At 66.5% G+C, this 12,475-nt stretch carries 12 protein-coding genes; 9 read left to right on the top strand and 3 right to left on the bottom strand.

Annotation, left to right across the window (positions count from 1 at the left end):
• Positions 1 to 78: 78 nt before the first annotated feature.
• Positions 79 to 1,308 carry a phosphoglycerate dehydrogenase gene (gene serA, locus AC07OD_RS21325; protein ID WP_494597956.1) on the bottom strand — a complete coding sequence of 410 codons (1,230 nt, stop codon included), beginning with the start codon at positions 1,306 to 1,308 and terminating at the stop codon, positions 79 to 81.
• 300 nt (positions 1,309 to 1,608) lie between these two features.
• Here serA and ugpB point away from each other — a divergent pair, with 300 nt between their 5' ends.
• The 5 genes from ugpB to ugpQ all read left to right on the top strand — a co-directional run bounded on the left by ugpB (position 1,609) and on the right by ugpQ (position 7,009).
• Positions 1,609 to 2,928, top strand: a complete 1,320-nt coding sequence (ugpB, locus tag AC07OD_RS21320; RefSeq protein WP_218293493.1) for a sn-glycerol-3-phosphate ABC transporter substrate-binding protein UgpB — start codon at positions 1,609 to 1,611, stop codon at positions 2,926 to 2,928.
• A gap of 207 nt (positions 2,929 to 3,135) precedes the next feature.
• On the top strand, positions 3,136 to 4,017 hold the full coding sequence (ugpA, locus tag AC07OD_RS21315; protein WP_218293492.1) for a sn-glycerol-3-phosphate ABC transporter permease UgpA: 882 nt from the start codon (positions 3,136 to 3,138) through the stop codon (positions 4,015 to 4,017).
• Between the two features lie 149 nt (positions 4,018 to 4,166).
• Positions 4,167 to 5,018, top strand: coding sequence for a sn-glycerol-3-phosphate ABC transporter permease UgpE (gene ugpE / locus AC07OD_RS21310; RefSeq protein WP_218293491.1), 852 nt, complete (start codon positions 4,167 to 4,169; stop codon positions 5,016 to 5,018).
• Positions 5,019 to 5,078: 60 nt separating this feature from the next.
• Positions 5,079 to 6,083, top strand: a complete 1,005-nt coding sequence (ugpC, locus tag AC07OD_RS21305) for a sn-glycerol-3-phosphate ABC transporter ATP-binding protein UgpC (RefSeq protein WP_218293490.1) — start codon at positions 5,079 to 5,081, stop codon at positions 6,081 to 6,083.
• A 152-nt stretch (positions 6,084 to 6,235) separates the two neighbouring features.
• Positions 6,236 to 7,009, top strand: a complete 774-nt coding sequence (ugpQ, locus tag AC07OD_RS21300; protein WP_369641671.1) for a glycerophosphodiester phosphodiesterase — start codon at positions 6,236 to 6,238, stop codon at positions 7,007 to 7,009.
• Positions 7,010 to 7,122: 113 nt separating this feature from the next.
• Here ugpQ and AC07OD_RS21295 read toward each other — a convergent pair whose 3' ends face one another.
• Together AC07OD_RS21295 and AC07OD_RS21290 are read right to left on the bottom strand one after the other, a co-directional pair.
• The gene (locus AC07OD_RS21295) at positions 7,123 to 8,094 is read right to left on the bottom strand and encodes a Bug family tripartite tricarboxylate transporter substrate binding protein (protein ID WP_218293488.1); all 972 of its coding nucleotides are present in this window, start codon (positions 8,092 to 8,094) and stop codon (positions 7,123 to 7,125) included.
• Between the two features lie 111 nt (positions 8,095 to 8,205).
• On the bottom strand, positions 8,206 to 8,484 hold the full coding sequence (locus AC07OD_RS21290) for a hypothetical protein (RefSeq protein ID WP_218340310.1): 279 nt from the start codon (positions 8,482 to 8,484) through the stop codon (positions 8,206 to 8,208).
• Positions 8,485 to 8,556: 72 nt separating this feature from the next.
• Here AC07OD_RS21290 and hemA point away from each other — a divergent pair, with 72 nt between their 5' ends.
• The 4 genes from hemA to grxD all read left to right on the top strand — a co-directional run bounded on the left by hemA (position 8,557) and on the right by grxD (position 12,394).
• Positions 8,557 to 9,873 carry a glutamyl-tRNA reductase gene (gene hemA, locus AC07OD_RS21285; RefSeq protein WP_218293486.1) on the top strand — a complete coding sequence of 439 codons (1,317 nt, stop codon included), beginning with the start codon at positions 8,557 to 8,559 and terminating at the stop codon, positions 9,871 to 9,873.
• Between the two features lie 115 nt (positions 9,874 to 9,988).
• On the top strand, positions 9,989 to 11,101 hold the full coding sequence (prfA, locus tag AC07OD_RS21280; RefSeq protein WP_494597955.1) for a peptide chain release factor 1: 1,113 nt from the start codon (positions 9,989 to 9,991) through the stop codon (positions 11,099 to 11,101).
• 73 nt (positions 11,102 to 11,174) lie between these two features.
• Complete coding sequence (gene prmC / locus AC07OD_RS21275) at positions 11,175 to 12,017, top strand: peptide chain release factor N(5)-glutamine methyltransferase (RefSeq protein WP_218293484.1); 843 nt, start codon at positions 11,175 to 11,177, stop codon at positions 12,015 to 12,017.
• Positions 12,018 to 12,070: 53 nt separating this feature from the next.
• Positions 12,071 to 12,394 carry a Grx4 family monothiol glutaredoxin gene (gene grxD / locus AC07OD_RS21270; RefSeq protein ID WP_218293483.1) on the top strand — a complete coding sequence of 108 codons (324 nt, stop codon included), beginning with the start codon at positions 12,071 to 12,073 and terminating at the stop codon, positions 12,392 to 12,394.
• Positions 12,395 to 12,475: the final 81 nt, after the last annotated feature.

The following is a 12,475-nucleotide window of genomic DNA, read 5'->3' as shown; positions in this document are numbered from 1 at the left end:
ACCTGGGGTGGGGGCGTGATTTTATGCCACCGTGCCTTCCCTTGCCGGCGCCCGCCCCGCCCAGGCAAAACCTCCCGTTCAGAACAGCACCCGGCTGCGCAGCGTGCCGCCGACCTTCGCCAGCTTGTCCAGCGCAAGGTCGGACGAGGCCGCGTCGATGTCGATGACCACGTAGCCGATCTTCTCGTTGGTCTGCAGGTACTGGGCCGAGATGTTGATCTGGTTGTCCGAGAAGATGCGGTTGATCTCCGACAGCACGCCCGGCACGTTGCGGTGGATGTGCAGCAGGCGATGCTTGCCAGGGTGCGCGGGCAGCGCGACCTCGGGGAAATTGACCGACGAGGTGCTGGTGCCGTTGTCGCTGTACTTCACGAGCTTTTCCGCCACTTCAAGGCCGATGTTGGCCTGCGCCTCCATGGTGGAGCCGCCGACATGGGGCGTGAGGATCACGTTGTCCAGCCCGCGCAGGGGCGACTGGAACTCGTCCTTGTTGGTGCGCGGCTCCACCGGGAACACATCGATGGCGGCGCCCAGCAGTTTCTTGGCCCTGAGGGCCCCGGCCAGGGCCTCGATATCCACCACCGTGCCGCGCGCGGCGTTGATGAGGATGCCACCGGGCTTCATGGCGGCGATCTCGGCCGCGCCGATCATTCCCTCGGTGGACGGCAGCTCGGGCACGTGCAGGCTCACGATGTCGCTCTGGCCCAGCAGGTCGTGCAGATGCTGCACCTGGCGCGCGTTGCCCAGGGGCAGCTTGCTCACCACGTCGAAGAAGGCCACCTGCATGCCCATGGCCTCGGCCAGCACCGACAGCTGCGTGCCGATGGAGCCGTAGCCCACGATGCCCAGCGTCTTGCCCCGGATCTCATAGGCGTTATCGGCCGACTTGAGCCAGCCCCCACGGTGGGCCACCGCGTTTTTCTCCGGAATGCCGCGCAGCAGCAGGATGGCCTCGGCCAGCACCAGCTCGGCCACCGAACGGGTGTTGGAATACGGGGCATTGAAAACGGCAATGCCGCGCTCGCGCGCCGCGTTCAGGTCCACCTGGTTGGTGCCGATGCAAAAACAGCCCACGGCCACCAGCTTGTGCGCCTGCGCAAACACCTCCTCGGTGAGCTGCGTGCGCGAACGGATGCCCACGAAGTGCACGTCGGCAATCTTGCGCTTGAGTTCGTCGTCGGGCAGCGCGCCGGACACCGTCTCGATCTGGGTGTAGCCGGCACCGCGGATCACATCCACCGCGGAAGGGTGGATGCCCTCGAGCAACAGGAATTTGATCTTGTTCTTGTCCAGCGAATTGATGGCCATGGCAATAAGGAAGAAGGAGGAGAGGGGAAAAGAAACCGGCGCGCGACGACGCGAACGAACCGGCGCGGCAGAGGCCTGCGCGCGACCGACAGCATGGTGCATTGCACAAAACCTTGCAAGCCTCGGCAAATGCGCCACACCTTGTCACAAAAGAGTCACAATCGCTTCCCTCATGGGGACCCCAAGGGGTTTCCCCGGTTGTTGCAAGCGACAGGCTCATGCGACAACGACATATCAATGTCACATCGGCTGCATAGCATCCGGCCCTTGTGCTTTTTGTCATCCTCGGAGGAAATATTCATGCAAACGAAGCATCTGGCGGTCTGCGCTGCCATCGCCATGTCGGCGTGCCTGCCTGCACAAGCCCAGGCTCAGGCGCCGGTCGAGATTCAGTGGTGGCATTCGATGAGCGCAGCGCTCGGCGATTGGGTCAACGACCTGGCAAAACAGTACAACGCGAGCCAGACCAAGTACAAGGTCGTGCCCACCTACAAGGGCACGTATGACGAATCGATGACGGGCGCCATCGCCGCGTTCCGTGCGGGCAATGCACCTCACATCCTCCAGGTGTTCGAAGTAGGCACCGCCACCATGATGGCCAGCAAGGGTGCCATCGTGCCCGCGGCCAAGGTGCTCAACGACGGCGGCTTCAAGTTCGACCCCACCCAGTACGTGTCGGCCGTGGCCGGCTACTACACCGCGCCCAACGGCCAGATGCTGAGCTACCCGCTCAACAGCTCCACCACCATCTTCTATTACAACAAGGACGCCTTCAAGAAGGCGGGCCTGGACCCCAACACCCCGCCCAAGACATGGCCCGAGGTGTTCGCCGCCGCGTCCAAGCTCAAGGCCAGCGGCCACAGCTGCCCGTTCACCACGAGCTGGATCAGCTGGACGCAGTTGGAGAGCTTCTCGCTGTGGCACAACACGCTGTTCGCGTCCAAGAACAACGGCTTTGACGGCAACGACGCCCAGCTGCAGATCAACACGCCGCTGCACGTGCGCCACTTCGAGAACCTGGCCAAGGCCTCCAAGGACGGTAGCTTCGTCTACAAGGGCCGCGGCAATGTGCCGGACGCCTCCTTCCCCTCGGGCGAGTGCGCCATGATCACGGGCTCGTCGGGCCTGTACGCCCGCGTGGCCAAGGAAGCCAAGTTCGCCTATGGCATCTCGGCCCTGCCCTACTACGCCGACGTGAAGGGCGCGCCCCAGAACACCGCCATCGGCGGCGCCAGCCTCTGGGTGATGGCCGGCAAGAAGACCGAAGAGTACAAGGGCGTGGCCGACTTCCTGAACTTCCTGAACGACACCAAGGTGCAGGCGGCCAGCCACCAGCGCACGGGCTACCTGCCCGTGACCACGGCCGCCTACAAGCTCACCGAAGCCTCGGGCTTCTATGAAAAGAACCCCGGCACCGACGTCGCCGTCACGCAGATGATCCGCAAGGCCACCGACAAGTCGCGCGGCATCCGCCTGGGCAACTTCGTGCAGATCCGTTCCATCATCGACGAGGAAACCGAACAGATCTGGTCGGGCAAGAAGACCCCCAAGGAGGCGCTGGACACGGCCGTGACCCGCGGCAACGAACAGCTGGCCCGGTTCGCGCGCGCCAACAAGTAAGTTCTGACGAGCGCCTATGGATGCGACCGGGCCCTTGCGGCCTGGGGACATCGAAAGCCCGCCGCCCCTGTAAACCCCTGCGGTTCACTGGGCGGCGGGTTGTCTTTTTTTGCCGCCGGGCTGCCCCGGGGCAAAAAGCGGCCCCCCCCGGAGGGGCAGCGCCCCTGCGCAACAGCCAGCACGGGGGCATTTTTTGAGAGTCTGGACATGGAAAAACGCGTTCTCTTTCGCTCTGCGTGGCTGCCGTGGGTGCTTCTGGCACCCCAGCTGGCCATCATCAGCGTCTTCTTCTTCTGGCCCGCAGGCCAGGCCCTGGTGCAGTCGTTCCAGATGCAGGATTCCTTCGGCTTCTCGAGGGAATGGGTCGGTTTCGACAACTTCCGGGATCTGTTCCAGGACCCGGGCTATCTGGCGTCGTTCAAGACCACCGCCTTCTTCTCGATCCTGGTGGCGGTCAGCGGCATCAGCCTGTCGCTGATCCTGGCGATCTTCGCCGACCGCATCATCAAGGGCGCGATGGTCTACAAGACCGCGCTGCTGCTGCCCTATGCCGTGGCACCCGCCGTGGCGGGCGTGCTGTGGATGTTCATGTTCTCGCCGTCGCTCGGGGTGGTGGCCTACATGCTGCGCCAGTCGGGCTTCGACTGGAACCACATGCTCAACTCCGACCACGCCATGGCGCTGATCGTGATCGCCGCGGTGTGGAAGCAGATCTCCTACAACTTCCTGTTCTTCCTGGCGGGCCTGCAGTCCATCCCCAAGTCGCTCATCGAAGCCGCAGCCATTGATGGCGCGGGCCCCTGGCGCAGGTTCTGGAGCATCCAGTTTCCGCTGCTCTCGCCCACCACGTTCTTCCTGCTCGTGATCAACGTGGTGTATGCCTTCTTCGACACCTTCGCCATCGTGGACGCCACCACGCAGGGCGGCCCGGGCCGCGATACCGCCATCCTGGTCTACAAGGTGTACCACGATGGGTTCAAGGCCATGGACATGGGCGGATCGGCCGCGCAGTCGGTGGTGCTGATGGTGATCGTGGTGGTGCTCACCGTGATCCAGTTCCGCTACGTCGAGAAGAAAGTGCAGTACTAGATGACTCCCCCCCGAAGCGCCTGTGGCGCCTCCCCCTCGAGGGGGCGCCTCCAGCGGCCCGGCAAAGCCGGTTCCGCGGTGGCACGCGCATTGGCCCTCCTTAATTCACGCATGTCTTCTTCATCGCCCCTCTCTCCTGGAGCCCTCGCATGGTAGAGCGCAGTCCTTATCTCACCGCGTTCTCGCACCTCATCATGGTGCTGGGCGTGATCATCGTCGGCTTTCCGCTGTACCTGGCCTTCGTGGCCTCGACCCACACCGCGCAGGACATCGTGCAGGTGCCCATGCCCATGGTGCCCGGCGGCAACTTCTGGCAGACCTACCACGACGCCCTGTTCGGCGGCGGCACGGGCGCGGGCTCCACCGCGCCGGTGGCGCGCATGATGTGGGTGAGCTTCGTCACCGCCATCGTCATCACGCTGGGCAAGATCGCCATCTCGCTGCTGTCTGCGTTCGCCATCGTGTACTTCCGCTTCCCCTTCAAGGGCATCTGCTTCTGGCTGATCTTCATCACGCTGATGCTGCCGGTGGAAGTGCGCATCGGCCCCACCTACCAGGTGGTGTCGGACCTGGGCATGCTCAACACGTATGCGGGCCTCACGGTGCCGCTGATCGCGTCGGCCACCGCCACGTTCCTGTTCCGGCAGTTCTTCCTCACGGTGCCCGACGAACTGGTGGAAGCCGCCCGCGTGGACGGCGCGGGCCCCATGCGCTTCTTCAAGGACATCCTGGTGCCGCTGTCGCGCACCTCGATTGCCGCGCTGTTCGTGATCCAGTTCATCTACGGCTGGAACCAGTACCTGTGGCCGCTGCTGGTGACCACCTCGGAAGACATGTACCCCGTGGTGATCGGCATCAAGCGCATGCTGGCAGGCGGCGACGCGGGCAACGAATGGAACATCGTGATGGCCACGGCCCTCCTGGCCATGCTGCCTCCGGCCTTCGTGGTGGTGGTCATGCAGCGCTGGTTCGTCAAGGGCCTGGTGGACACCGAGAAATAAGACAAAACCCCTGCCAGCGCTTATCCATTCAGCACTTGTAGCTATCAAATTCATTGCATCATGGCATCCATCTCCCTTCGCAACATCATCAAGCGCTACGGCCATGGCCCCAAGGCCAACCAGGTGATCCACGGCGTGAACGCCGAGGTCCAGGACGGCGAGTTCATCGTCATCGTGGGCCCCTCGGGCTGCGGCAAATCCACCCTGCTGCGCATGGTCGCGGGCCTGGAGGAAATCTCCGGCGGCGAGCTTCGCATCGGCGACCGCGTGGTGAACAACCTGGAACCCGCCCAGCGTGACATCGCGATGGTGTTCCAGAACTACGCGCTGTACCCGCACATGACGAACTTCGACAACATGGCCTATGGCCTGAAGATCGCCAAGGTGCCCAAGGAGGAAATCAGGGCGCGCGTGGACAAGGCCGCCAAGATCCTCGAACTGGGCCATCTGCTCGAACGCAAGCCGCGCGAGCTGTCGGGCGGCCAGCGCCAGCGGGTGGCCATGGGCCGTGCCATCGTGCGCCAGCCCCAGGTGTTCCTGTTCGACGAGCCGCTGTCCAACCTGGACGCCAAGCTGCGCGCCCAGACCCGCCTCGAGATCCAGAAGCTGCACCGCGAACTGGGCATCACCAGCCTGTTCGTGACGCATGACCAGGTCGAGGCCATGACGCTGGCGCAGCGCATGATCGTGATGAACGCCGGCAACATGGAGCAGTTCGGCACGCCCGAAGAGGTCTACCACACGCCCGCCACCACCTTCGTGGCCAGCTTCATCGGCTCGCCGCCCATGAACCTGCTCAAGAACGCCCCCAGCGCCGCGCCCGGCACCATCCTGGGCATCCGCCCCGAGCACCTGGACGTGCGCAGCGAAGGTTGGGAAGTCAAGGTCGAGACGGTGGAGCTGCTGGGCGCCGAGCGCCTCATCTACGGCCGCATCCATGGCGAACAGATCATTGTGCGCGTGGAAGAAGGCACCCATGCGCCCGCGCCTGACTCGGTGATCCACGTGGTGCCGCGCCCAGACCGCCTGCATGCGTTCGACGCCACCACCGGAAAAAGAAAGTGACCCACCCCTGAGCGGCTTCGCCGCTTTCCCCTTCTCCCGGCTGCGCCGGAAAGGGGGACGACGCCGTCGCTGCGGGGCGGCCCTTGCTCGGCGTCCGCGCGCGGTGCCGTGCCAGTGGCCACCGCGGCGTGGCACGCAAACCACGAGGCAAGATGACCATGTCTACTCCCTGGCCCTACCCCCGCTGGATCGCCCACCGTGGCGCCGGCAAGCTGGCCCCTGAAAACACCCTGGCCGCGTTCCGGCTGGGCGCCCGGCATGGCTACCGCATGTTCGAGTGCGACGCCAAGCTGAGCGCCGACGGCGTGCCGTTCCTGATGCACGACGCCACGCTGGACCGCACCACCAACGCGGCGCAGGCGCTGGGCACCACCGCCAGCCGCACCGGGGGCGATCACCCCTGGAGCGCATTGGCCCAGCTGGACGCGGGCAGCTGGCATTCGCGCACCCACGCGGGCGAGCCGTTGCCCACCCTGGAGAACACGGCGCGCTATTGCATCGCCAACGGCTTCTTCCTGAACATCGAGATCAAGCCAACGCCCGGGGTCGAGGAAAAAACGGGCCGGGTGGTGGGGGAACATGCGGCGCGTCTGTGGCAGGGCCAGGCCGTGCAGCCCCTGTTCTCATCCTTCCAGCCCGACGCGCTGGCGGGCGCCCGGGCCACGGCCCCCCACATTCCGCGCGCGCTGCTGCTAGACACGTTGCGCGACGGCTGGCTGGACCTGGCCCGCCAGCTGGACTGCGTGGCCATCGTGTGCAACCACGCACTGTGGGATGCGGCGCTGGTCGCGCAGGTCCACGGCGCGGGCCTGCGTGCGCTGAGCTACACGGTGAACGACGACTGGGCCGCGCAGCGGCTCCTCCACCTGGAAACCGACGGCATCATCACCGACCGCGTGGACTTTTTTTCGCCCGCCACGCCCTAGGGCCTGCCGTCGCCCCAACCCCGCCCCAAGGCCCGCGCCACCGTGGAACCGGCTTTGCCGGGCCACCGGTGGCGTCCCCCTTCCAGGGGGAAGGCGCGCAGCGCCTCAGGGGGTCAGTCCAATTTAGCGCCCGACTTCTTCACCGCGTCGGCCCAGCGCGGCATCTCTGCAGCCAGGAATTTCGCGAAGTCGTCCGACCCCAGGAAGGCTGGGTCCGCCCCCTGGGTCACCATGCGGTTGCGCACCTCGGGCATCTGCAGCACCTGACCGAAGGCATCGCTGAGCTTGTTGACAACGTCCTTGGGTGTCCCGGCCGGAGCCAGGAAGCCGTAGAAGCCCACCACCTCGAAACCCTTGATGCCGCTCTCGATCACCGTGGGCACGTCAGGCAGCGCGGGGTTGCGCTCCTTGCTGGTCACGGCCAGGGCGCGCACCTTGCCCTGCTTGTGGTAGCTGGCGGCCTGCGGAATGCTTTCGGCCATGAACTGCACCTGGCCGCCCATGAGGTCCGTGAACGCGGGTGCGCTGCCCCGGTAGGGGATGTGCACCATGAACAGGCCGGTGGCCGTCTTGAACATCTCGGGCACCAGGTGGCTGATGCCGCCATTGCCCGCCGAGCCGAAGTTGACCTGGCCCGGCCGCGACTTGGCGTAGGCCATGAACTCCTGCAGGTTCTTGGCGGGCACGCCAGGGTTCACCAAAAGGGCCAGCGGCTGCATGGCGGTGCGCGCGATGGGCACAAAATCCTTGAGCGTGGAATACGGCAGGCGGCTGTAGAGCCCGGGGTTGATCACCATCACGCCCGTGTTGGCCAGCATGATGGTGTGGCCGTCGGGCGGCGCTTTCATCACGTCCTGCGCGCCCACGGTGCCACCCGCACCGGCCTTGTAGTCCACCACCACGGGCTGGCCCAGCACGGCCTGCAGCTTGTCGGTGAGCAAGCGTGCATGCTGGTCCAGCGGGCCGCCGGCCGGAAAGCCGATGACGATGCGCACGGGCTTGGAAGGAAAGGCCTGCTGGGCCTGCGCGGCCACCGACAGGGCGAGCCCCGCGGCCAGTACGGGCCAGGAATGCTTGAGCGTCATCGTGTTCTATCTCCAGGTTTTTGTGTTGTTGAGGATCGGGGAGTGTGCACCCGCCCCGCCCGGCGGCGGGTGCGGGGCATGGCACGGCATTGCGCGCGGGTGTGCGGCCGGTCAGGCCTTCCAGCCGCGCACCAGCACCCACTGGCAGGTGGCGCAGGCCACCACCAGCGCGGCATAGGTCAGCATACGGCCGTCGCGCCCCCACACCACCAGTCCGGCGGCCAGGGTTGCCACGCCCACGGTGAAGACGATCGCAAGGCGAGACCCGCCAGACAGCGGCAGGGGTGTTCTGGAGCCGATGAAGCGCCCCGACAAGGCAAGCAGCAGGGCCACGGCCGCGGCGGGTGCCACGAAGTTGAGCAGGTGATTGAAAACGTCCAGAGGACCCATGGAATTGACCCACATCAAGGCTTGAACAGGCAAGACCGCCTGTTCGGGCCAACAATTTTATAATCGGGAACTATGGCAGTCTGGGCCCTCGGCATCAACCACACCACCGCGCCGCTCGATCTGCGCGGCCGGTTCGCGTTCGCGCTCGACCAGATCGCCCCCACATTGCACGGTTTGCGCCAGTCGCTGGGCACCTCCAGCCGCCACCCCGGGGTGGAAACGGCCATCATCTCCACCTGCAACCGCACCGAAATCTACTGCGCGGGCGAGCAGCCCGCCATGGACCATACGCTGGGCTGGCTGGCCCAAAGCGGCGGCGTGAGCCCCGCGCTGCTGCGCTCGCACTCCTACACGCTCGAGGACAGCCTGGTCGCGCGCCACGCCTTCCGCGTGGCCAGCGGGCTCGACTCGATGGTGCTGGGCGAGGCCCAGATCCTGGGCCAGATGAAGGATGCCGTGCGCGCCGCCGAGACCGCTGGCGCCCTGGGCACCACGCTCAACCAGCTCTTCCAGCGCAGCTTCGCCGTGGCCAAGGAGGTGCGCACCAGCACCGAGATCGGCGCGCACAGCATCAGCATGGCCGCCGCCGCCGTGCGCCTGGCCAGCCAGCTGTTCGAAGACCTCGGCAAGATCCGCGTGCTGTTCGTCGGCGCGGGCGAAATGATCGAGCTGTGCGCTACGCACTTCGCGGCCAAGAACCCCAAGCAGATTGCCATTGCCAACCGCACCCTCGAGCGCGGCGAAAAGCTCGCCACCCGCTTTGGCGGCGAGGTGATGCGCCTGGCCGACCTGCCCGAGCGCCTGCATGAGTTCGACGCCGTCATCAGCTGCACCGCCAGCAGCCTGCCCATCATCGGCCTGGGCGCCGTGGAGCGCGCGCTGAAAAAGCGCCGCCACCGCCCCATCTTCATGGTCGACCTGGCCGTGCCGCGCGACATCGAACCCGAGGTCAAGGCCCTGGGCGACGTGTACCTGTACACCGTGGACGACCTGGCCACCGTGGTGCAGACGGCCCAGGCCAACCGCCAGGCCGCCGTGGCGCAGGCCGAGGCCATCATCGACGCGGGCGTGCAGAGCTTCATGCACTGGATGGAGCTGCGCAGCCCGGCCGGCGAGACCGGCGGCGTGGTGCCGCTGATCCAGCAGCTCAACGCCCAGACCGACGAGTGGCGCGCCCTGGAGATCGCGCGCGCCAAGAAGCTGCTGGCCAAGGGCGAGGATGTGGACGCCGTGCTCGAAGCCCTCTCGCGTGGCCTCACACAGAAAATGCTGCACGGCACCCTGGCCGAGCTGCGCGCGGGCGACGCCGAGATGCGCGCCCAGACGGCCCAGACCGTCTCGCGCCTGTTCCTGCGCTCGCAAAGCAAGACCCCCCACAACGGCCTGTAGCGGCGCCCGCCCGCACCCCAGCCCGTTCCGATTTCAAGCCAGATCGGCCCTCAGCGCTTGATACACAAGCGCTAACAGCTACAAAATACGTAGCAACCCATTTCTCCAGGATTCCATGAAACCCTTTCTCCGAAGCCAGCTGGAGCGCTACGCGCAGCGCCTGGGCGAACTCGACTTCCTGCTCTCGCGCGAGGACATCATGAGCGACATGGCGCAGTACCGCACCATCTCGCGCGAGCATGCCGAGGTCACGCAGGTGGCGGGCCGCTACGCCCGCTACCAGCAGCGCGAGGCCGACCTGGCCGGCGCGCGCGAGATGCTGGCCGACCCCGACATGGCCGAGATGGCGCAGGAAGAAATCACCAGTGCCGAAGCCGAACTGCTGCAGCTGGAAGACGAATTGCAGCGCCTGCTGTTGCCGAAGGACCCCGACGACGCGCGCAACGCGTTCGTCGAAATCCGCGCCGGCACGGGCGGCGACGAATCGGCCCTGTTCGCGGGCGACCTCACGCGCATGTACACCCGCTACGCCGACCGCGTGGGCTGGAAGGTGGAGATCGTGAGCGAGAACGCGGCCGAGCTGGGGGGCTACAAGGAAATCGTGCTGCGCATCGAAGGCCAGCCCGGAACGGGCCCCTCCGGTGGCGGTGTCTACGGCACCCTCAAGTTCGAGTCCGGCGGCCACCGCGTGCAGCGCGTGCCCGCCACCGAAACACAGGGCCGCATCCACACCAGCGCCTGCACCGTGGCCGTGATGCCCGAGCCCGACGAGCACGAGGCCATCAAGCTCAACCCGGCCGACCTGCGCATCGACACCTTCCGCGCATCCGGCGCGGGCGGCCAGCACATCAACAAGACCGACTCCGCCGTGCGCGTGGTGCACTTGCCCACCGGCATCGTGGCCGAATGCCAGGATGGCCGCAGCCAGCACGCCAACAAGGCCAAGGCCCTGCAGGTGCTGCAGGCGCGCATTCAAGAAAAAGAACGCAGCGAGCGTGCCGCCAAGGAGGCCGCGCTGCGCAAGGGCCTGATCGGCAGCGGCGACCGCAGCGACCGCATCCGCACCTACAACTTCCCGCAGGGGCGCCTGACGGACCACCGCATCAACCTCACGCTGTACAAGCTGCTGTACGTGATGGAAGGCGACCTGGCCGACGTGCTGCAGGCCCTGGCCCACGCACGCGAGGCCGAGCAGCTGGAAGAGCTGGAGATGGGCACCACGGGCTGATCTCCACCCAGAATTTGAATCAAACTGGCCTCTGGCGCTTGATGGACATGCGCCAGTAGCTATCAAAATAGTAGTGAACAACACCTCCCCCACCCTTGCCCAGGCTTTGGCCCAGGCCCGTACCCTGGGCCTGGAACGCATCGATGCGCAACTGCTGCTGCTGCACGCCCTGGCCCGGCCCGACGCCGGCCGCGCCTGGCTGCTGGCGCACGACACGGACGCGCTGGACGAGGCCGTGCACGCCCGGTTCATCGCCCTGTGCCAGCGCCGCGTGGCGGGCGAGCCCGTGGCCTACCTCACCGGCCGCAAGGAGTTCTACGGCCTGCCCCTGGAGGTGGATGCGCGCGTGCTGGACCCGCGCCCCGACACCGAAACGCTGGTGGACTGGGCGCTGGAGGTGATGGCCCCGTTGCCCGCCCCCCGCGTCGTGGACCTGGGCACCGGCAGCGGCGCCATCGCGCTGGCGCTGCAGCACCAGCGCCCCACCGCCCAGGTGCTGGCGGTGGACGCGAGCGCCGATGCGCTGGCCGTGGCGCAGGCCAACGCCCGACGCCTGGACCTGGCCGTGCAGTTCCAGCCAGCGAACTGGCTGGCGGGCGTGCCAGGCCTGTTCGATGCCATCGTCTCCAACCCCCCCTACATCGCCAGCGCCGACCCGCACCTGGCCGCGCTCAGGCACGAGCCCCTGCAGGCATTGGCCAGCGGCGCCGACGGGCTCGACGACATCCGCGCCATCGTGGCCCAGGCCCCCGCGCACCTGCGGCCCGGCGGCTGGCTGCTGCTGGAGCACGGGCACGACCAGGCCCCCGCCGTGTGGGCCCTGCTCGCCGCCACCGGTTTCATCCAGGTGCAAAGCCGCAACGATCTGGCCGGCATCGCGCGCTGCTCGGGCGGACAGTGGCCGACAGTGAAATAATCCCCCCATCGCGGGCCGGTGAGGCTCGCCCGCCTCTTTCAAGGAGTATCCCCATGAGCGACACCCAGCAACGCATCGACGCCCTCGTCAAATCCAGCGACATCCTGCTGTTCATGAAGGGCAGCGCCAGCTTCCCCATGTGCGGCTTCTCGGGCCGCGCCATCCAGATCCTGAAGGCCTGCGGCGTGGACCCCAAAGCCGTGGTCACCGTCAACGTGCTCGAGGACGACGAAATCCGCCAGGGCATCAAGGACTACAGCAACTGGCCCACGATTCCTCAGCTGTACGTGAAGGGCGAGTTCATCGGCGGCTCGGACATCATGATGGAGATGTACGAGTCGGGCGAACTCAAGCAGGTGCTGGGCACCGAAGGCTGAGCCCATATCGGTTCGCACCCACACAGCCGCCTGCGGGCGGCTTTTTGCTTTCGCTCCAGGGCGATATGGAAATGGGGAAAC

The sequence above is a fragment of the Acidovorax sp. GW821-FHT10E03 genome, from assembly GCF_059415205.1.
This window is presented reverse-complemented; position numbering and strand designations above follow the sequence as displayed.